Origin of the sequence: Mesorhizobium sp. M0340, assembly GCF_040321535.1 — a bacterium.
In the GTDB taxonomy this organism is placed as follows: Bacteria; Pseudomonadota; Alphaproteobacteria; order Rhizobiales; family Rhizobiaceae; genus Mesorhizobium.
In genome coordinates this window covers 57,133-75,574 of record NZ_JAMYRR010000018.1, presented here as the reverse complement: position 1 = coordinate 75,574, position 18,442 = coordinate 57,133, and the positions used below count along the sequence as shown (strand labels likewise).

Here is an 18,442-nt window from a genome sequence, read left to right as displayed (position 1 = left end):
GGGACCTAATCCACCCACATTCCTGTTCGTTTGTGCCAGTCGGCAATTGACTCTTCCGGGTAGACGTCGAAGACCTTGTCCCTTTTGCCGATCTCCGGCTCGACCCAGTTCGCCTTGTATTTCAGCATGAGATGCACCTTCTCCGGCGGCTTTGGCAGGTCTGTGTCGATCGCCGAGGCGAAGGGATGCACCAGCTCCGGCCAGGTCGGGTCGTAGAGCCAGAGCGCCGTCCCGCATTTCGTGCAGAAGTTCCGCTCGCCCGTCGAGGTTTCGCGGTGCGGGTGCTCGTCGTCCTCGATCTCGGCGCGGTAGACGCCGAGATAGCGCTTGCCCTGGATTTTCAACGTTTTGTAATCGGCGCCGAGATTGATGGCGAAACCGCCACCGCCCTGCTGCTTGCGGCAGATCGAGCAGTAGCACAGCATGAACGGCACCGGCGTGTGGCTTTCCACCTCGAAACGCACGGCATTGCACCGGCAGGAGCCTTTGAGCAGAAGCGGCATGAGAAACTCCGACGAAATTGATTTGAACTTGTCAGGATGGTGCCGGTTGCGGCGATGACAAGGGGAAATCCGGATGACATGATCGCCGCATGGACAATGAGCGCATCGAAGAGCTTTTCGAAGGCCTTGGCCCGGTTAGCATCCGCAAGATGTTCGGCGGCAAGGGCATCTATTTCGACGGCGTCATCGTCGCCGTCGTCATCCGTGATGAATTGATGCTGAAGGCTGACGCGGAAAGCGCGCCTGAATTCGAAGCGGCCGGCTGCCGGCAATGGACCTATACCGGCTCACGGCACGGCAAGCTGGTGTCTATGCCGTATTGGAGCGTTCCCGACAGTGCCTTCGATGATCCGGATGAGATGGCGATCTGGGCACGCCGCGCCTACGAGGCAGGACGGCGCGCCGGAAAATAGGCTGCGTCATGGCTTCGGCAATTCCGGGCCGCACTTCATGCCAGGTCCCGCGCCTCGGGCACGAGCGCCAGCGCCTCGGCAAAGCTGGCACTGGTGAAGGCGGCGCTCTCGATGGCGAGCGCCGCAGCGGTGACACCTTCACGCAACGCTTCGCGCAGCTTCAGGCCACGCAGCAGGGCAGCGATCGTGGCGCCGGCCAATGCGTCGCCCGCGCCTGTGGCATCTGTCCGCTTTTTCAGCGGCGGTGGCAGGATCGAAAATACGCCGGTTTGGTCGAAACCGAGCACCGGACCGTCGCCGGCGGTGATCACGCCACCTTTCAGGCCGGCGCGCCTCAGCCCGTCGACGACGCCTTGATCGTCAGCATCGATGTCAACGCCGGCGATCACGCCGGGCTCGTGCCGGTTCATGAAGGCCAACGCTAGAAGTCCGAGCACCGGCGTCAGCCGCGCCGCTCTGCTGGGCGAGACGGCAAGCGCAAACACCGGCTTGCCGGCGGCGAGTGCCGCCAGCCGCTCCAACGCGGAAGACGGCAGGTTGGCGTCGCACAGGATCGCATCGGCCGAACCGATAGCTTCGCGCACCTTGGCGCGGCGGATTTGCTTGGGAAGCGCCAGCTCGTAGAGCACCATGTCGGCAAGGCCGGCGATCAGCCCGCCATCGCTATCGATCAGCATCGTTTGGCTTGGCGTTGCCCGGTCGAGGAACACCGCCGACAGGTCGGCAATGCCGGCCTCAGTGACGGCGCGTAAAACCGTGTCGCCAAGGGCATCGCCGCCGCGCACCGAAAGCAGCGAGGCCGAGGCGCCGCGCCGCACCGCCCAGCGCAAGGCGTTGAAGACGGCGCCGCCAACATGCTCGCGCATCGTGCCGGGGTTCAAGGCGGCTGGCGCGAAGGCGCCGGCAACCCGGCCGCGCCGCTCGATATAGGCGCCGCCCACGGCCAGGATCGTCGGGGAGTTCATCATGCCGGCAAAATGCCCTTTGCTGTTGCCCGGGAGGAGACTAGGTCGCTGGGCGGAGCCCTGCAATCGCGGGTGCGATTCGGTTGGTGACGGCAGCGGCGCCGCATCCGAGGCCGGATACATCCGGAGGCAAAATTACGAAACAAAAAAAGAACAAATATGGATATCCGTTATTTTTCAAATCCTTGCCGCTCATTGACAAATGAGAACAAACAAGGTACATTCTTTTAAGGATTGCGGGATTGTCCGGCCTCCATTGACGACCACGGGGTGATGTATCATGGCTCAGAATTCTTTGCGGCTTGTAGAGGACAAAGCGGTGGACAAATCAAAGGCTCTGGATGCGGCGCTGTCGCAAATCGAGCGTGCCTTCGGCAAGGGCTCGATCATGCGGCTCGGCGCAAACGAGCAGGTCGTCGAGATCGAAACGGTGCCGACCGGCTCGCTTGGGCTGGACATCGCGCTTGGCGTCGGTGGCCTGCCGCGCGGCCGCATCGTCGAGATCTACGGGCCGGAAAGCTCGGGCAAGACCACGCTGGCGCTGCACACGGTGGCCGAAGCCCAGAAGAAGGGCGGCATCTGCGCCTTCGTCGATGCCGAGCACGCGCTCGACCCGGTCTATGCCCGCAAGCTCGGCGTCGATCTCGAAAACCTGTTGATCTCGCAGCCCGATACCGGCGAGCAGGCGCTGGAGATCTGCGACACGCTGGTGCGCTCCGGCGCCATCGACGTGCTGGTGGTCGATTCGGTGGCGGCGCTGACGCCGCGGGCGGAAATCGAAGGCGAGATGGGCGATTCGCTGCCCGGCCTGCAGGCGCGCCTGATGAGCCAGGCACTGCGCAAGCTCACCGCCTCGATCTCGCGCTCCAACACCATGGTCATCTTCATCAACCAGATCCGCATGAAGATCGGCGTCATGTTCGGGTCGCCCGAGACGACGACCGGCGGCAATGCGCTGAAATTCTATGCTTCGGTTCGCCTCGACATCCGCCGCATCGGCTCGGTCAAGGATCGCGACGAGGTCGTCGGCAACCAGACCCGCGTCAAGGTGGTCAAGAACAAGCTGGCGCCGCCCTTCAAGGTGGTCGAGTTCGACATCATGTATGGTGAGGGCGTCTCCAAGACCGGCGAGCTGGTCGATCTCGGCGTCAAGGCCGGCGTGGTCGAAAAGTCGGGCGCCTGGTTCTCCTACAATTCGCAGCGTCTTGGCCAGGGCCGCGAAAACGCAAAACTGTTCCTGCGCGACAATCCCGACACGGCGCGCGAGATCGAGCTGGCGCTGCGACAGAATGCCGGGCTGATCGCCGAGAAATTCCTTGAAAACGGCGGCTCCGAAAGCAGCGACGACGGTTTCGAGGACGACGCTGGGGTGATGTAGGGCAAGCGACGCCTCACGGAGCCTCAGCCGGGTTTCGATTTGATGTTTTGATTTTGAGTTTGCGTAATCGATGCGTTTCGAACCGCCGGCCCCGTGCCGGCGGTTCGCGTTTGATGGCGGGGCAGAAGCCATTTCAAAGCGCTGGTGAAAGCGGGAATTTGAGCCCATTTGGTGTTTCTGGACAGGCTGCGGTGCGACCGCTAAAAGGCCATGTCTATTTTCCGCCGGCAGCCGGCGGTTCTCTCGAAAAGGCAGTATTTCATGAGTGGCGTCAACGAGATCCGGTCGGCATTTCTCGACTATTTTCGCAAGGAAGGTCACGAGGTCGTCGCGTCAAGCCCGCTGGTGCCGCGCAACGACCCGACGCTTATGTTCACCAATGCCGGCATGGTGCAGTTCAAGAACGTTTTCACCGGTCTGGAGAAGCGGCCCTATTCGCGCGCCACGACTGCCCAGAAGAGTGTTCGCGCCGGCGGCAAGCACAACGACCTCGACAATGTCGGCTACACTGCGCGCCACCTGACCTTCTTCGAGATGCTCGGCAATTTCTCCTTCGGCGACTATTTCAAGGAGCGCGCCATAGAGCTTGCCTGGAACCTGATCACCAGGGAGTTCGGGCTGAAGAAGGACAAGCTGCTGGTCACCGTCTACCACACCGACGACGAGGCGGCCTCGTACTGGAAGAAGATCGCCGGCCTTTCGGACGATCGCATCATCCGCATCGCGACTTCGGACAACTTCTGGGCAATGGGTGACACCGGGCCTTGCGGGCCGTGTTCGGAGATATTCATCGACCGTGGCGAGCATATCTGGGGCGGCGCCCCCGGCAGCCCCGAGGAGGATGGCGACCGTTTCCTCGAATTCTGGAACCTGGTGTTCATGCAATATGAACAGGTGACGAAGGAACAGCGCGTCGACCTGCCGCGTCCGTCGATCGACACGGGCATGGGCCTCGAGCGCATGGCCTCCATCCTGCAAGGGGTTGAAAGCGTCTTCGAAACGGACCTGTTCCGCCACCTGATCGACGCTGCGTCGTCGGCGCTTGGCAAAGGTCCGGATGCGGACACCGTCGCATCGTTCCGGGTCATCGCCGACCATTTGCGTTCGTCCTGCTTCCTGGTCGCCGACGGCGTGCTGCCGTCCAACGAAGGACGCGGCTACGTGCTTCGTCGCATCATGCGCCGCGCCATGCGCCACGCGCAGTTGCTCGGCGCCCGCGATCCGCTGATGTGGCGCCTGGTGCCGTCGCTGGTCCGCGAGATGGGCCAAGCCTACCCGGAACTGGTGCGCGGCGAACAGATGATCACCGAGACGCTGAAGCTTGAGGAAACTCGTTTCCGCAAGACGCTGGTGCGCGGCTTGGGGTTGCTTTCGGAGGCGACGGAGAAGCTGGCCTCCGGCGACATGCTGGATGGCGAGACAGCGTTCAAGCTCTACGACACCTATGGCTTTCCGCTCGATCTGACGCAGGACGCGCTGCGCCGGCGCAACATCTCGGTCAACCTTGCCGGCTTCACCGAGGCAATGGAGCGGCAGAAGGCGGAGGCACGCAAAAGCTGGGCTGGTTCCGGTGAGGCCGCAACCGAGACGGTATGGTTCGCGGTGCGTGAGGATATCGGCGCCACCGAATTCCTGGGTTATGAGACCGAGCAGGCCGAAGGCCTTATCCAGGCGCTGGTCAAGGACGGCAAGACCGTCGACACTGCCGGCAAAGGCGACGCCGTTGCCGTGGTTGTCAACCAGACGCCGTTCTATGGCGAGTCCGGTGGCCAGATGGGCGATACCGGCGTCATTTCGGGCGACGGGTTCTCGATCGAGATATCCGATACCCAGAAGAAGGCCGATGGGCTTTTCGTCCATCTCGGCAGGGTGGCCAATGGCACTGTCAAGACGGGCGCGACCGTCGAGCTGAAGGTGGACCACGCGCGGCGCTCCAGGCTGCGCGCGAACCATTCCGCCACACATCTGATCCATGAGGCGCTGCGCGAGGTGCTGGGTACCCATGTGGCGCAGAAGGGCTCGCTGGTCGCGCCCGAGCGTCTGCGCTTCGACATTTCGCACAACAAGCCGATCTCGCCGGACGAACTCGAAGAGGTCGAGCGCATGGCAAACGAGATCGTCGTTCAGAACGGCCCGGTGATCACGCGACTGATGTCTGTCGACGACGCCATCGCCGAGGGCGCCATGGCGCTGTTTGGCGAGAAGTATGGCGATGAAGTGCGCGTCGTTTCGATGGGCACGGGCTTGCATGGCGCCAAGGCCAACCGGCCTTATTCGGTCGAGCTATGCGGCGGCACGCATGTCAGGGCGACCGGCGATATCGGCCTGGTGCGCATCGTGTCCGACAGCGCGGTCGCTGCCGGCGTGCGCCGCATCGAGGCGTTGACCGGCGAGGCCGCCAGAAAGCATCTCGACGAACAGGACAAGCGGCTGAAGGCGGCCGCCGCCGCGCTGAGGATTTCGGCGGCCGATGTGCCGGCCCGCATCGAGGCGCTGCTCGACGAGCGCAAGAAGCTCGAAAAGGAGCTGACAGAGGCGCGCAAGAAGCTGGCGCTGGGCGATCGCTCGCCAGCTGGTGTGCCTGCGGAGAACGAAACCATTGCCGGTGTCGGTTTTCTCGGCAAGGCGGTATCGGGCGTCTCGCCAAAGGATCTGAAGCCGTTGGCCGATGCCGGCAAGAAGTCCCTCGGCTCCGGTGTCGTCGTCTTTGTCGGCGCCGGCGAGGACAACAAGGCGAGCGTCGTCGTCGCCGTTACCGATGATCTGACCGGCCGCTTCAGCGCCATCGATCTGGTGCGCGTCGCGTCCGCGGCATTGGGCGGGCAGGGCGGCGGCGGGCGACCCGATATGGCCCAGGCCGGCGGCCCGGACGCGTCGAAGGCCGAAGACGCGATCGCTGCGGTGAAGGCGGCGCTGGAAGCTGCGTGAATCTGCACCAGTAAGGACAGGCCGAAGTGGCAGCGGGGATGATGTGGCAACGTTGACCATGTATCAAGTCGACGCTTTTGCCGAACGGGCTTTCCAGGGCAACCCTGCTGCCGTTCTCATTTTGGAGGACTGGCTATCGGACGACGTGATGCAAGCCATCGCAAACGAGAACAATCTTGCTGAAACCGCGTTTGCGCGGCCGAGTGGCGAGGGTTGGGATTTGCGCTGGTTCACGCCGGTTCATGAAGTCGACTTCTGTGGCCATGCTACTCTTGCGGCCGCCCATGTGCTGAGTACGGAATACGATGGTCAGGGCGAAATGGCCTTCGCCACCCGGGTGGGCGAGCTGCGGGTTTCCCGACGGGAAGGCGCCTATCAGCTCGATCTGCCGTGTTTTCCGCCGCAGCCCGTCGAGGACGAGCTGAACTCGGCGCTGCAAGCGATATTGCCTCAGCGGCCGGCTGCGAGCTTCCGCAATTTCGAGAACCTGTTTGTCGAGCTTGCCGACGAGACAACCGTGCGATCTTTCGTTCCCGATCTGCTCAGGATCGGACGTTTTCATCCTCTCGGCCTGGTCATTACCGCGCCTGGGCGAGCCCATGATTTCGTCTCGCGTTATTTCGTACCCGGAGCTGGCATTCCCGAGGACCCGGTGACTGGCTCCATTCACGCGACATTGGTGCCGTACTGGGCTGAAAAGCTCGGCAAGACGCATGTGTCGGCATTCCAATGCTCGCAGCGCGGCGGGCATTTGCTATGCGAGCTGGCCGGAGATCGCGTGCTGATCACAGGCTGTGCGAAGACCTTCATGAAGGCGGAGATCTACCTTCCCGATTGAGCGGTATTTCGCAGTGGGTCGCCTTCGGCGAAGCTGCCGATCTCCCCCCTTGCGGGGGAGATGCCCGGCAGGGCAGAGGGGGGTGCTGTCCCTCCGACTGCCAGCCCAATCGGAGCCACGTTCTCAGGCCGTTCCCAATTGGAAAGGATCAGTCGAAGGTTAGAGATCCTTCACACCCCCCTCTGTCCTGCCGGACATCTCCCCCGCAAGGGGGGAGATTGGATGTCACTTCGGCTTTCGCTAATCACCAGAAGGCCTATTGCCGAATGCTTGTCTCCTCACTCTGCCTTTTCGGTCTTCGCAAAACCCGCACGCGCCGCGATGCGCGCATACCAATCTCGAATCTCGGCAAACTCCGCCAGCAGGGCTTGCCCCTCGGCGGCCTTGACGAAATAGCGGATGATTGGCGCGGCGTGCAGGTCGGCCAGCGTCAGGTCCGTCCCCAACAGCCAAGGCCCTTCGGCTTTCAGCGACGACAGCTCCTGCAATGCCGTTCTCGCCTGCCGCAACCCGTTGGCGATCACGGCTTCGTCGGGTGGCGTTTTCTCCAGCCGCTCGACCGCGACATCCCAGACCATGGCCCTGTAGGCGTAGGCGTCGAGCAGGCCGGTGATCTGGTTCATGCGTGCTCGAGGCCGGGCTCCGACCGGCTGCAGTACCGGGCCGTCAAAGGCTTCGTCGACATAACGGGCAATCGCGCCGGTCTCGTAGAGGCGAAAGCCGTCATGTTCGAAGGCCGGGATGCGGCCGAACGGCTGGTGCTCGAAGTACCAGCCGGGAATGCCGTCCGCGGCAAAGACGTCGACGGGCACCAGCTCATAGCCGACGCCCTTTTCCTCGAGCACCAGCCGCACGATGCGCACATAGACGCTGTAGTCCGCGCCGTAGACGACGGGCTTGCCCATGTCGCGGGCTCAGGCCATCGCCTTCTGCAAATTCTCGTCGATCTTGTCGAGGAAGCCAGTGGTCGAAAGCCATGGCTGGTCGGGGCCGATCAGCAGCGACAGGTCCTTGGTCATGAAGCCGGACTCGACCGTCTGGATGCAGACCTTTTCCAGGGTCTCGGCAAAGCGCTTCAGTTCGGCATTGTCGTCGAGCTTGGCGCGGTGCGCGAGGCCGCGCGTCCAGGCAAAGATCGAGGCGATCGAATTGGTCGACGTCTCCTCGCCCTTCTGGTGCTGGCGATAGTGGCGGGTAACGGTGCCGTGCGCGGCTTCCGCCTCGACGGTCTTGCCGTCCGGCGTCATCAGCACCGAGGTCATCAGGCCGAGCGAGCCGAAGCCTTGCGCCACCGTGTCGGACTGAACGTCGCCGTCATAGTTCTTGCAGGCCCAGACATAGCCGCCCGACCATTTCAGGCTGGAGGCCACCATGTCGTCGATCAGCCGGTGCTCGTACCAGAGCTTCTTCGCCTTGAATTCGGCTTCGAACTCCGCCTCGTAGACCTCCTGGAAGATGTCCTTGAAGCGGCCATCATAGGCCTTGAGGATTGTGTTCTTGGTCGAGAGGTAGACGGGGTAATTTCGCAGCAGGCCATAGTTCAGCGAGGCGCGGGCGAATTCGCGGATAGATTCGTCGAGATTGTACATGGCCATGGCGACGCCGGCGCTGGGTGCGTCGAACACATCGTGCTCGATCACCTGGCCATCCTCGCCGACGAATTTGATCGTCAGCTTGCCCTTGCCGGGAAAGCGGAAGTCGGTGGCGCGGTACTGGTCGCCGAAGGCGTGGCGGCCGACGATGATCGGCTTGGTCCAGCCGGGCACCAGCCGCGGCACGTTCTTCATGATGATCGGCTCGCGGAAGATGGTGCCGCCGAGGATGTTGCGGATGGTGCCGTTCGGCGACTTCCACATCTTCTTCAGCTTGAATTCCTCTACGCGCTGCTCGTCGGGCGTGATCGTCGCGCATTTCACGCCGACGCCGTATTTCTTGATGGCGTTGGCCGAATCGATGGTCACCTGGTCGTTGGTGGCGTCGCGGTGCTCGATGCCGAGGTCGTAATATTCGAGCTTGACGTCGAGATAAGGGTGGATCAGCTTGTCCTTGATGAACTGCCAGATGATGCGGGTCATCTCGTCGCCGTCGAGTTCGACGACCGGGTTCGCCACCTTGATCTTCGCCATGAAAGAATGCCTCGCTTTTGGGGAACGGAACGGCCTTGCCCGCACGGCTGCCGGCCCTGGATGCGGCCCGTATATCAAAGGCTTTTTGGCCGCGCAAACGGCGAACCGCGCCGTAGTGCCGGCATTCCTTGCCAAAGCTTCATTTTCGCCGCCAAATGTGGCAGGGGACTGCGAAATGCCGCAAACAGCAGTTCACTGACAACCATGGCCGCTACCCAGGATCCCGACACCCCTCTTGCCTCCGGAACGCCTGCGTCCGGACCGGCGATCATCCTGGTCGAGCCGCAGCTCGGCGAGAATATCGGCATGGTTGCGCGCGCCATGGCCAATTTCGGCCTTGCCGCGCTGCGGCTCGTCAATCCGCGCGACGGCTGGCCGAGCGACAAGGCGCGTGCCGCCGCAAGCCGCGCCGACCACGTCATCGATGCCGTCACGGTGTTCGACGACCTGGCCTCGGCGGTCGGCGATTTGAACTTCGTCTTCGCCACCACCGCGCGCGCGCGCGACAATTTCAAGCCGGTGCGCGGTCCGGTCGAGGCGGGCAGGGCGCTGCGGGCGCGGCAGCGGGCCGGCCAGCGCACCGGCATCCTGTTCGGCCGCGAGCGCTTCGGCCTCTATAATGACGAGGTCGGCCTTGCCGACGAGATCGTCACCTTCCCCGTCGATCCAGCCTTCTCCTCGCTCAACATCGCCCAGGCGGTCCTGCTGATGTCCTATGAATGGATGAAGTCCGGCCTGGAAAACGAGACCATGACCAACTTTTCCGGCCCTGAAATGCCGCCGGCTGCCAAGGAAGAATTGCACGGCCTGTTTGCGTATCTGGAAGGTGCACTGGAGGCGCGCGGCTATTTCCGCCCGGCAGCGAAGAAGCCGAAGATGGTCGACAATTTGCGCGCAGTGCTGACCCGCCCCGGCTTCGCCGAGCCGGAGCTCAAGGTGCTGCGCGGAATAATATCATCGCTGGACAGGTTCTCGCCGGCCATGCCGCGCGGCGACGGATCGCCCGGCGACGATCCAAGGCGGCTCCCGGCGGCTGCGGCACGCGCTGCGAGGGCGAAAGACAAAGACTAGGCGCGCAAATGCAGGCGTCTTACCAGTAACCGAATTTTATTTGGTTTGATCCATGGTTTTCGAAACGATGGATCTCGGATGTTTAGCTCAAATATCGGTCGTCTTCGCTTTTTCTTCTATTCCGTGGGTCTGCTGGTTGCGGAAATCGCGACCTTTGTGCTGTGTGTCGTGCTGACCATCGGTATCGAGGGCTTGGCCAATTCGAAACCAGGTCCTTCCAGGGAAGGTCTGGCCGCGGCCGTTCTCGTCGCCTCGCTGGTGATCGTTCTGTTGCGCGCGAATTTCGCCTGGCGTCGAAGCCGCGACGCGCAAGGGTCCGGTTGGATCCTTTGGTCGTATATCGTGTTCTCGACCCTGTTTGCGATTCTGCAGGCCGGCACTGTTCTTGTCGTAAAATTCGACGGCGAAGATTCGCATTCCGGCCTTAACTTGCTGGGATTAGCTCTTGTCGGGCTGTGGGCCGTTATCTTGGCGGCCAAGCCGGCGGGCGGTGGCTCTTCGGATATGGCATCATCCCTGAGTTTCGACGATTTCGACCCGCCCGGGCCGCTGCGCCGCACCGCGGCGCCCCGTTCAGCGTCAGCCGCGGGCGTGACGGCCCTGGCTCCAGCCTACGCCATGCGCGCCGCGCCGGTGCCGTCGAACCATGCTGCATCTCAACCTGCATCTCCGGCAACCGGCCGGCCGCGGGCCGGCGGCTTCGGCAAGCGGGGCCTTGTGTGACCCGTCTCGCCGCATCAAGGCCATGATGGTTCCACATAGAAGCGGCCGGGACAAAGCATCATTGGCCGAAGCAAAATGCATGGGCCGGCCTTCTCTCGTGATCTCGTTTGTAATTCCCCAGCCCTTAGTGTTTCCCAGCCCTTAGTGACTCAATGACCATGACCGATCCGTCGAGCGCCCGTCCGATCCTGATGTTCGATTCCGGCATTGGCGGCCTCACCGTGCTGCGTGAGGCGCGCGTCCTGATGCCTGACCGCCGCTTCATCTATGTCGCCGACGACGCGGCGTTCCCCTTCGGCGCCTGGGAGGAAACGGCGCTGAGAACACATATTCTGGAGTTGTTCGCCAGGCTGCTCGAACGGTTTTCGCCGGCCATTTCGGTCATCGCCTGCAACACCGCCTCGACACTGGTCATCGATGCGTTGCGCGAGCGGTTTCCCGGCCACCCTTTCGTCGGCACCGTGCCGGCCATCAAGCCGGCGGCGGAACGCACGCGCTCAGGCCTCGTTTCGGTGCTGGCGACGCCCGGCACCGTCAAGCGCCAGTACACGCGCGACCTGATCAGCAAATGGGCGCAGAAATGCCACGTCCGCCTGGTCGGCAGCGACAGGCTGGCTGGATTGGCCGAAGCCTATATGCGCGATGGTTTTGTCGACGAGGACGCCGTGCGCGCCGAGATCGCGCCGTGCTTCGTTGAGCATGACGGGCTGCGCACCGACATCGTCGTGCTTGCCTGCACCCATTATCCTTTTTTGGCCAACCGCATGCGCAAGACAGCACCTTGGCCGGTCGACTGGCTCGACCCGGCCGAGGCGATCGCACGCCGCGCGCTGTCGCTGCTTGCCGATACCGAGGCCGCTTATCGCAGAGAGGCACTGCCGGAAGGGGCCGACCTTGCGTTCTTCACCTCGAACAGCGCCGATTTTCCGACGCGCCGGCTGATGCAGGGATTTGGCCTGGCGATATCCTGACCGCAAGCAATTTTCGCTTTGGGAACATCACACCAGACAATGCGTTTTCCTCTCATCGGAAACGGGAGAAACCATCATGCCAGCCACCTCAAAAGCCCAGCAGAAAGCGGCCGGCGCGGCATTGTCAGCCAAGCGCGGCGAGACCAAGAAGGGCGCGCTCAAAGGTGCGTCGAAGGGAATGTATAAATCCATGAGCGAAAAACAGCTCGAGGAATTCGCCGAGACCAAGCGCAAGGGCCTGCCGGAAAAGAAGTCGAAACACTGATCGACTGACCATTCTGGCAGCGGATGCCGGCCAACAAAAGGCCCGCGGCTGAGCCGCGGGCCATGAAGTCTCAACGGGCGAGGGCGAAAATTACCAGTTCCAGCCGCAGCGCCGCACTTTGTAGCGGATGACCTTGCGATGACCGTGGCGCCATACCACCTTCTTCTTGACCACGATGCGGCAGATCTGGTGATGCCTGTGCCCATGCCAATGCCGGGCCTGCGCTGGCTCGGGCACAGCCGCCATCGTGCCGGCCATCACCGCGGCTCCTACCAACGTAAGGAAGAACTTCTTCATGCGAATTCCTGCTCCTCTGACTTCAGTCCCTTCCTGATGCCGCTGGCGCAACCTCCCGCCACATCCGGCACGTTCTACAACCGTAACACTATCCAGTTCGGCGATTCGCGCCAGCCAGAAGCTTGACAGCGGTTAAATCTCCGTTTAACCAGCCCACCAACACCGGGCCGCAATGCCCGGTGGTTTTCTTTATGTGTGCAAGACGTTTGGGCAGCCGGTTTTACTTTCCCTATGTCTTGTTTGAAATGACGTGTCCCGTGGGTTTTCCGTCGCGTTGCGTGGAAAACCCTGTCAGGTCTCGAAAACGGAGGCCAGAGGAGGGCGCGTTTCCTTCACCCGGACCATGAGGTTCCGGGTGTGTTGTTTTGAAAGGGAATGCGATGAGCAAGCGCGAATCCGCGAAGTACAAGATCGACCGCCGTCTTGGCGAAAACATCTGGGGCCGCCCGAAGTCCCCAGTCAACAAGCGTGAATACGGCCCCGGCCAGCATGGCCAGCGCCGCAAGGGCAAGCTTTCCGATTTCGGCCTGCAGCTGCGCGCCAAGCAGAAGCTGAAGGGCCACTATGGCGACGTTTCGGAGAAGCAGTTCCGCAAGGTCTATGAAGAGGCGGACCGCCGCAAGGGCGACACCTCGGAGAACCTGATCGGCCTGCTCGAATCACGCCTCGACGCCGTCGTCTACCGCTCCAAATTCGTGCCGACCATCTTTGCGGCGCGCCAGTTCGTCAATCACGGCCACGTCAACGTCAATGGCAAGCGCGTCAACATCGGCTCGTACCGTTGCAAGCCGGGCGATGTCATCGAAGTGCGCGAGAAGTCGAAGCAGCTGGTCATCGTGCTGGAATCGGTGGGCCTGGCCGAGCGCGACGTGCCCGATTACATCGAGGCCGACCACAACAAGATGACCGCGACTTTCACGCGGATCCCCGGCTTGGCGGATGTTCCGTTTGCCGTGCAGATGGAACCGAATCTGGTCGTCGAATTCTATTCGCGTTGATCGGCGCGTTCGTCACGACACAACCGAAGGCCGCCCCTCCAGGCGGCCTTTTCTTTTCTTCGCCCTTTTCAGGGACGTGAGTCGGAAATCGATTTCGATTTTCGATCCGATGCGCTACTGCGGGCGGCAACAGGACTTCAGGGCCGACGCGCCGTGAACATGCAGCCAGACGCCAAAACGCTTGACCCGATCGCCGACGCCGAAGGCGGCTTTCATCCGCTGTTTGCCGATGTGCCGTCCTCCGTCGAGTTCAACAAACTGCGCAAGCGGCTGTTGCGGCTTGCCCGCCAGGCGATCGACGACTTCGCCATGATGAGACCCGGCGACCGTTGGCTGATCGCTCTGTCGGGCGGCAAGGATTCCTACGGCCTGCTTGCCGTGCTGCTCGATCTCAAATGGCGCGGGCTGCTGCCGGTCGAGCTGTTGGCCTGCAATCTCGACCAGGGCCAGCCAAACTTTCCCAAGCACATATTGCCCGATTATCTCGACAGCTATGCCATTCCGCATCGCATCGAATATCAGGACACCTATTCGGTGGTCACCGACAAGCTGGCCGAGGGCAGCACTTATTGCTCGCTGTGCTCGCGGCTGCGGCGCGGCCATCTCTATCGCATTGCCCGCGAGGAGGGCTGCTCGGCGCTGGTGCTCGGCCACCACCGCGAGGACATACTGGAAACCTTCTTCATGAACCTGTTCCATGGCGGGCGCCTGGCCGCCATGCCGCCGAAGCTGCTCAATGACGAAGGCGATGTCATGGTGCTGCGGCCGCTCGCCTATTGTGCGGAAGCCGATCTCGAGAAATTCGCTGGCGCCATGAAATTCCCGATCATTCCGTGCGATCTGTGCGGTAGCCAGGAAGGTCTGCAGCGCAACGCCATGAAGGCGATGCTCGACGACATCGAGAAGCGCATGCCCGGCCGCAAGGACACGATGATCCGCGCCATGACCAATGTGCGGCGTTCGCATCTGCTCGACAGGAAACTGTTCGATTTCGCCGCCCTCAACGAAACCCTCACCACCAGGCGTCCCGATGACATTTGAAGATAGCGCGATCGACTGGCTTGCCGACCTTCTGTCGGAAGCCGCCGTCGCCGAGATCATGCCGCGCTTTCGCCGGTTGAGCGAGGGCGACGTCCGTCGCAAGACCTCAGCCGCCGATCTCGTCACCGAGGCCGACGTCAATGCCGAACGGTTCATCACCGCCATGCTGCGCCAGCGTTATCCCCACGCAATGATCGTCGGCGAGGAGGCCTGCTCCGACGACCCGACGCTGCTCGACGGTCTCGGCGATGCCGAACTCGCCTTCGTCATCGACCCGGTCGACGGCACTTTCAACTTCGCCTCCGGCGTGCCGCTGTTCGGCGTCATGCTTGGCGTCGTGGTCAAGGGCGAGACTGTCGCCGGCATCATTCACGATCCCGTCGGCAAGGATTGGCTGATCGGCGTTAGTGGCGCCGGCAGCCATATCCGCCATGCCGATGGCAATCTGGAAAAGGTCCATGTCGCCAAACCGGCGCCGATGTCGGAAATGACCGGTGCGGTCTCATGGCACTATGTGCCCGAGCCGGACCGCTCACGTTTGGCGCGCAACCAGACCAAGTCGCTATCGCAGTTCAATTATCGCTGCGCCGCCCACGAATACCGCCTGCTGGCCAGCGGCCACGGCCATTTCGTCGTCTACAACAAGCTGATGCCTTGGGACCACTTGGCCGGCGTGCTGATCCATGCGGAGGCCGGCGGCCATGCCGCGCGCTTCGACGGCAGCGCCTATCTGCCGTCGCATGTCGGGGGTGGCCTGCTGGTCGCGCCGGACCGGGAGAGCTGGCGGGAGCTGCGCCGCGAGCTCTGGGCAGAATAGCTCTTCGCTGCCAAAGGTGCCCAATCTTGTGCGAAACCGGAGATCTCGAATGAAACCTCGGTCCGCAATTGTCGCAACGGCCTTTGCCCTTGCCTTGGTTGGCGCACGCGCAATGTGCATTAAACCGGCGGGTTATGCGGCTGGAATAGTCTGCCGCGCTCGGCCAGCAGAATCATCAGCAGGGCCGCCACGGACACGCTGCAGAACCCGGCGGCCAGCGGCGTCACCGTGCCGTTGAAGGCTTGGCCGATCAGCGTGCCGAGAATGCCGCCAAGAAATGTCTGCATGAACCCAAGGATCGACGACGCAGTGCCGGCCAGGTGCCCCAGCGGCTCCATAGCGAGCGCGTTGAAGTTCGCGCCGAGCGCGCCGAACGGGACCATGGCGCAGGCAAAGAAGGCAATGAAGAGCCAGAGCGGCATCTTCATTTCGACGGAAACGACCAGCCAGGCAAGGCTGATTGCCAGAAACAGCAGCAGCGCGCTTTGCGACAGGCGGCGCATGCCGATACGGCCGACGAGGCGCGAATTGAGGTAGTTCGAAAACGCAAGCACGCCGGCAACCCCCGCGAAGATGACCGGGAACATCTCACCGACATTGAACACGCTGACATAGATCTGCTGGGCCGAGGCGATGAAGCCGAACATGGCGCCGAAGATGAAGGTGCTGGCGAAGGCGTAGCAGAGCGCGATGCGGTTGGTGAGAACGATGCGGAAGCCGCCGATGATGGAGGACAGCGTCAGCGGCCGGCGATATTCGGGGTGTAGTGTCTCGGGCAGGCGCAGCAGCGACCAGGCGGACACGATCAGCGCGCCGGCTGCCATGGTGACGAAGATCACATGCCAGGTCGCAAACAGCATGATGAACTGGCCGATACCGGGCGCGACGACCGGAATGGCCATGAACACCATGAAGATCAAGGACATGACTTCGGCCATGCGCCTTCCGTCGAACGTATCGCGCACGATCGAGACGGCAATGACGCGCGTCGCCGCCGCGCCGACGCCTTGCACGGCCCGGCATAGCAGAAGCGTGGCGAATGACGGGGCGATTGCCGCAGCGCCGGCCGCCACGACGTAGATCACCAGCCCAGCGACAAGAGGCGCGCGGCGCCCGAAACGGTCCGAGATCGGCCCGAAGAACAGCTGTCCGCCCCCAAAGCCAAGGATATAGGCGGTGACCACATATTGCCGGTGGTTTTCATTTTCGACGCCAAGCGAAGCGCCGATCTGCTGCAGCGCCGGCAAAATAATGTCGATGGCCAGCGAATTGAGCGCCATCAGCGCCGCGCACAGCGCGATGAATTCCCAGCGCGGAATGGGCAAGGTGCTTGCCTTTTGCTGCGCTTGTGCTTGCTGATCCACGGCCAGTCCGATCCTCAACGAAAATGCGCCGGCTGGCCGACGCATCCATTCGTTGATTGCCCCGATGTCGGGCAGAACTTTTTGCCAAGGTGGGGGCTGCCCCGGCGCTTATCGTTTGACCCCGAAAATCGCAGTCAGGAGGTCATACGCAGAAACAGAAATCAGGCGGCGCCTTTGACGCTGACGCCTTTTTCGACGAGGAAGGTCTGCAATTCGCCCGCCTGGAACATCTCGCGGATGATGTCGCAGCCGCCGACGAACTCGCCCTTGACGTAGAGCTGCGGGATGGTTGGCCAGTTGGAGTAGTCCTTGATGCCTTGCCGCAGTTCGGCCGACGTCAGCACGTCGACGCCCTTATAGTCGGCGCCGATATAGTCGAGGATCTGCACGACCTGGCCGGAAAATCCGCATTGCGGAAAGCCGGGGGTGCCCTTCATGAAGAGAACGACGTCGTTGCCCTTCACTTCATTGTCAATGTAATCGTTGATGCCGCTCATGGAATACCCTTTCATGCCTGTGGGAGTCAGGCTCGAACATTACCCTTCAAATAAACCCATGGGTTGCGCGAAACAAGATGTTTGCCGCCTTGCCATGCAAATGGCGCAAAGGAAGGTCTGATCTTGGGCCAAGCCGTTGGCCACCATTCGTCCCGAGGCGTGATGAAAAGACGATATCTCGCCGGGGTCGTCCTCGCCGTTCTGTTCGCCGCACTGTCCTTGATCTGGTGGGCCAAGTCGCCGAGACAGCCACCTCTCGTCGTTGGCGGTGAATTACCGGCGCCGTGCCGCGACGCGAGCTTCGAGGCGGTCGCCTATGTCGTCTGCGAAATCGATCTGCGCCGCTATGACATCGGTGTGTTCCACGCAGGCATTGACGGCAAGGCTTTCGGTTCACTGGACAAATTCGACAAGGCGATGGCGGATCAGGGCCGGCCGGTGCTGCTCGCCATGAACGCCGGCATGTATCACCAAGACCTGACGCCGGTCGGCCTTCTCGTCGAAGACGGCCGGGAGAAGGCGCCGATCAACGCCGCCGACAGCGAAGGCAATTTCTTCCTGAAACCGAACGGCGTCTTCCTGGTCCGGAAGGTGGCAAGGCGGCGGTCATCGAGACAAGCGCCTATGTTGCGACCAGACTGGACGTGATGTTTGCCACGCAATCCGGCCCGATGCTGGTGATCGACGGCCGGCTTCATCCCCGCTTCGAGCAAAACGGCACATCGCGCTATATCCGCAATGGCGTCGGCGTGCGTGACGAAAACACTGTCGTGCTGGCGATCTCGCGCTCTGAGGTCAGCCTCGGCAGCTTCGCCCGACTGTTTCGAGACGCGCTCGATTGTCCCAGCGCGCTTTTCTTCGACGGGGCCGTTTCGGCGCTGTCGAACGGCGAGCGGATGATTGTGGGTGGAAACTATCCAGCCGGGCCGATCATCGCCGTGACCGGTAAGAAGCTTGCGAGCCGGTAACTGCAAGAGAGCTCAGTCCGGCACGCTGGTCTGCAGGGCAAGCGCGTGCAGCACGCCGCCCATGTTGCCCTTCAGCGCGTCATAGACCATCTGGTGCTGCTGGACGCGGCTTTTCCCGCGAAAGCTTTCGGCCACAACCTCAGCCGCATAATGGTCGCCGTCGCCGGCCAGGTCGCGAATGGTCACCTTGGCGTCCGGAATGCCTTCCTTGATCAGCCGTTCGATGTCGTGGGCGTCCATTGCCATATGAGGATTCCTTGTTCAGGTCGTGATCTCATA

21 protein-coding genes are annotated in these 18,442 nt (G+C 62.3%); 13 read left to right on the top strand and 8 right to left on the bottom strand.

Going from position 1 to position 18,442, the window contains the following annotated elements; genetic code table 11:
- Window positions 1-5 precede the first annotated feature (5 nt).
- The gene (locus NKI79_RS23620; protein WP_352804935.1) at window positions 6-503 is read right to left on the bottom strand and encodes a GFA family protein; all 498 of its coding nucleotides are present in this window, start codon (window positions 501-503) and stop codon (window positions 6-8) included.
- An 89-nt stretch (window positions 504-592) separates the two neighbouring features.
- On the opposite strand from NKI79_RS23620, the gene NKI79_RS23615 reads away from it, so the two are divergent.
- Window positions 593-916 carry a TfoX/Sxy family protein gene (locus NKI79_RS23615; RefSeq protein WP_254817632.1) on the top strand — a complete coding sequence of 108 codons (324 nt, stop codon included), beginning with the start codon at window positions 593-595 and terminating at the stop codon, window positions 914-916.
- A 35-nt stretch (window positions 917-951) separates the two neighbouring features.
- Here NKI79_RS23615 and NKI79_RS23610 read toward each other — a convergent pair whose 3' ends face one another.
- Complete coding sequence (locus NKI79_RS23610; RefSeq protein ID WP_352804933.1) at window positions 952-1,884, bottom strand: carbohydrate kinase family protein; 933 nt, start codon at window positions 1,882-1,884, stop codon at window positions 952-954.
- 277 nt (window positions 1,885-2,161) lie between these two features.
- Here NKI79_RS23610 and recA point away from each other — a divergent pair, with 277 nt between their 5' ends.
- From recA to NKI79_RS23595, 3 genes are all read left to right on the top strand, one after another.
- Window positions 2,162-3,259, top strand: a complete 1,098-nt coding sequence (recA, locus tag NKI79_RS23605; protein WP_023674696.1) for a recombinase RecA — start codon at window positions 2,162-2,164, stop codon at window positions 3,257-3,259.
- Window positions 3,260-3,520: 261 nt separating this feature from the next.
- The gene (alaS, locus tag NKI79_RS23600) at window positions 3,521-6,187 is read left to right on the top strand and encodes an alanine--tRNA ligase (RefSeq protein ID WP_352804930.1); all 2,667 of its coding nucleotides are present in this window, start codon (window positions 3,521-3,523) and stop codon (window positions 6,185-6,187) included.
- 58 nt (window positions 6,188-6,245) lie between these two features.
- A complete protein-coding gene (locus tag NKI79_RS23595) occupies window positions 6,246-7,025 on the top strand; it encodes a PhzF family phenazine biosynthesis protein (RefSeq protein ID WP_352804928.1) in 780 nt (259 codons plus the stop codon).
- Between the two features lie 278 nt (window positions 7,026-7,303).
- Here NKI79_RS23595 and NKI79_RS23590 read toward each other — a convergent pair whose 3' ends face one another.
- Complete coding sequence (locus NKI79_RS23590; protein WP_352804925.1) at window positions 7,304-7,930, bottom strand: glutathione S-transferase family protein; 627 nt, start codon at window positions 7,928-7,930, stop codon at window positions 7,304-7,306.
- A gap of 9 nt (window positions 7,931-7,939) precedes the next feature.
- Window positions 7,940-9,151 carry an NADP-dependent isocitrate dehydrogenase gene (locus NKI79_RS23585; RefSeq protein ID WP_352804923.1) on the bottom strand — a complete coding sequence of 404 codons (1,212 nt, stop codon included), beginning with the start codon at window positions 9,149-9,151 and terminating at the stop codon, window positions 7,940-7,942.
- Between the two features lie 204 nt (window positions 9,152-9,355).
- On the opposite strand from NKI79_RS23585, the gene NKI79_RS23580 reads away from it, so the two are divergent.
- From NKI79_RS23580 to NKI79_RS23565, 4 genes are all read left to right on the top strand, one after another.
- Complete coding sequence (locus NKI79_RS23580) at window positions 9,356-10,222, top strand: RNA methyltransferase (protein WP_352804921.1); 867 nt, start codon at window positions 9,356-9,358, stop codon at window positions 10,220-10,222.
- Between the two features lie 45 nt (window positions 10,223-10,267).
- A complete protein-coding gene (locus NKI79_RS23575; RefSeq protein ID WP_352804918.1) occupies window positions 10,268-10,945 on the top strand; it encodes a hypothetical protein in 678 nt (225 codons plus the stop codon).
- A 158-nt stretch (window positions 10,946-11,103) separates the two neighbouring features.
- A complete protein-coding gene (murI, locus tag NKI79_RS23570) occupies window positions 11,104-11,916 on the top strand; it encodes a glutamate racemase (RefSeq protein WP_352477507.1) in 813 nt (270 codons plus the stop codon).
- 76 nt (window positions 11,917-11,992) lie between these two features.
- A complete protein-coding gene (locus NKI79_RS23565) occupies window positions 11,993-12,181 on the top strand; it encodes a DUF3008 family protein (protein ID WP_023674705.1) in 189 nt (62 codons plus the stop codon).
- Between the two features lie 90 nt (window positions 12,182-12,271).
- Here the strand turns inward: NKI79_RS23565 and NKI79_RS23560 are convergent, their stop codons facing one another.
- Window positions 12,272-12,478: a hypothetical protein gene (locus tag NKI79_RS23560; protein WP_352804916.1), complete on the bottom strand. Its 207-nt coding sequence runs from the start codon at window positions 12,476-12,478 to the stop codon at window positions 12,272-12,274.
- Window positions 12,479-12,858: 380 nt separating this feature from the next.
- Between NKI79_RS23560 and rpsD the strand changes: the two genes are divergently transcribed.
- The 3 genes from rpsD (at window position 12,859) to NKI79_RS23545 (ending at window position 15,334) form a co-directional block, all read left to right on the top strand.
- On the top strand, window positions 12,859-13,476 hold the full coding sequence (gene rpsD / locus NKI79_RS23555) for a 30S ribosomal protein S4 (RefSeq protein ID WP_254817640.1): 618 nt from the start codon (window positions 12,859-12,861) through the stop codon (window positions 13,474-13,476).
- Between the two features lie 153 nt (window positions 13,477-13,629).
- Window positions 13,630-14,517: a tRNA 2-thiocytidine(32) synthetase TtcA gene (gene ttcA, locus NKI79_RS23550; RefSeq protein ID WP_352804914.1), complete on the top strand. Its 888-nt coding sequence runs from the start codon at window positions 13,630-13,632 to the stop codon at window positions 14,515-14,517.
- Window positions 14,507-15,334, top strand: a complete 828-nt coding sequence (locus NKI79_RS23545) for an inositol monophosphatase family protein (RefSeq protein WP_352804911.1) — start codon at window positions 14,507-14,509, stop codon at window positions 15,332-15,334. The genes ttcA and NKI79_RS23545 overlap by 11 nt, the downstream gene beginning before the upstream one ends.
- A gap of 119 nt (window positions 15,335-15,453) precedes the next feature.
- Here the strand turns inward: NKI79_RS23545 and NKI79_RS23540 are convergent, their stop codons facing one another.
- Both NKI79_RS23540 and grxD read right to left on the bottom strand, forming a co-directional pair.
- On the bottom strand, window positions 15,454-16,653 hold the full coding sequence (locus NKI79_RS23540) for a multidrug effflux MFS transporter (protein WP_352805018.1): 1,200 nt from the start codon (window positions 16,651-16,653) through the stop codon (window positions 15,454-15,456).
- Between the two features lie 206 nt (window positions 16,654-16,859).
- On the bottom strand, window positions 16,860-17,195 hold the full coding sequence (gene grxD, locus NKI79_RS23535) for a Grx4 family monothiol glutaredoxin (protein WP_023674712.1): 336 nt from the start codon (window positions 17,193-17,195) through the stop codon (window positions 16,860-16,862).
- Between the two features lie 162 nt (window positions 17,196-17,357).
- Between grxD and NKI79_RS23530 the strand changes: the two genes are divergently transcribed.
- Together NKI79_RS23530 and NKI79_RS23525 are read left to right on the top strand one after the other, a co-directional pair.
- Complete coding sequence (locus tag NKI79_RS23530) at window positions 17,358-17,843, top strand: hypothetical protein (protein ID WP_352804908.1); 486 nt, start codon at window positions 17,358-17,360, stop codon at window positions 17,841-17,843.
- Window positions 17,843-18,163 (top strand): phosphodiester glycosidase family protein, encoded by a 321-nt coding sequence (locus NKI79_RS23525; protein WP_352804905.1) that lies wholly within the window; start codon window positions 17,843-17,845, stop codon window positions 18,161-18,163. Before NKI79_RS23530 ends, NKI79_RS23525 begins: the two co-directional genes overlap by 1 nt.
- A gap of 12 nt (window positions 18,164-18,175) precedes the next feature.
- On the opposite strand, the gene NKI79_RS23520 is transcribed toward NKI79_RS23525, so the two are convergent.
- Complete coding sequence (locus tag NKI79_RS23520) at window positions 18,176-18,409, bottom strand: BolA/IbaG family iron-sulfur metabolism protein (RefSeq protein WP_023674714.1); 234 nt, start codon at window positions 18,407-18,409, stop codon at window positions 18,176-18,178.
- Between the last annotated feature and the right edge of the window lie 33 nt (window positions 18,410-18,442).

Coding starts and splice junctions, on each gene's coding strand:
- NKI79_RS23620 (WP_352804935.1), bottom strand. CDS start 503: ATGCCGCTTCTGCTCAAAGGCTCCTGCCGGTGCAATGCCGTGCGTTTC.
- NKI79_RS23615 (WP_254817632.1), top strand. CDS start 593: ATGGACAATGAGCGCATCGAAGAGCTTTTCGAAGGCCTTGGCCCGGTT.
- NKI79_RS23610 (WP_352804933.1), bottom strand. CDS start 1,884: ATGATGAACTCCCCGACGATCCTGGCCGTGGGCGGCGCCTATATCGAG.
- recA (WP_023674696.1), top strand. CDS start 2,162: ATGGCTCAGAATTCTTTGCGGCTTGTAGAGGACAAAGCGGTGGACAAA.
- alaS (WP_352804930.1), top strand. CDS start 3,521: ATGAGTGGCGTCAACGAGATCCGGTCGGCATTTCTCGACTATTTTCGC.
- NKI79_RS23595 (WP_352804928.1), top strand. CDS start 6,246: ATGTATCAAGTCGACGCTTTTGCCGAACGGGCTTTCCAGGGCAACCCT.
- NKI79_RS23590 (WP_352804925.1), bottom strand. CDS start 7,930: ATGGGCAAGCCCGTCGTCTACGGCGCGGACTACAGCGTCTATGTGCGC.
- NKI79_RS23585 (WP_352804923.1), bottom strand. CDS start 9,151: ATGGCGAAGATCAAGGTGGCGAACCCGGTCGTCGAACTCGACGGCGAC.
- NKI79_RS23580 (WP_352804921.1), top strand. CDS start 9,356: ATGGCCGCTACCCAGGATCCCGACACCCCTCTTGCCTCCGGAACGCCT.
- murI (WP_352477507.1), top strand. CDS start 11,104: ATGACCGATCCGTCGAGCGCCCGTCCGATCCTGATGTTCGATTCCGGC.
- NKI79_RS23565 (WP_023674705.1), top strand. CDS start 11,993: ATGCCAGCCACCTCAAAAGCCCAGCAGAAAGCGGCCGGCGCGGCATTG.
- NKI79_RS23560 (WP_352804916.1), bottom strand. CDS start 12,478: ATGAAGAAGTTCTTCCTTACGTTGGTAGGAGCCGCGGTGATGGCCGGC.
- rpsD (WP_254817640.1), top strand. CDS start 12,859: ATGAGCAAGCGCGAATCCGCGAAGTACAAGATCGACCGCCGTCTTGGC.
- NKI79_RS23545 (WP_352804911.1), top strand. CDS start 14,507: ATGACATTTGAAGATAGCGCGATCGACTGGCTTGCCGACCTTCTGTCG.
- grxD (WP_023674712.1), bottom strand. CDS start 17,195: ATGAGCGGCATCAACGATTACATTGACAATGAAGTGAAGGGCAACGAC.
- NKI79_RS23530 (WP_352804908.1), top strand. CDS start 17,358: ATGAAAAGACGATATCTCGCCGGGGTCGTCCTCGCCGTTCTGTTCGCC.
- NKI79_RS23525 (WP_352804905.1), top strand. CDS start 17,843: ATGTTTGCCACGCAATCCGGCCCGATGCTGGTGATCGACGGCCGGCTT.
- NKI79_RS23520 (WP_023674714.1), bottom strand. CDS start 18,409: ATGGCAATGGACGCCCACGACATCGAACGGCTGATCAAGGAAGGCATT.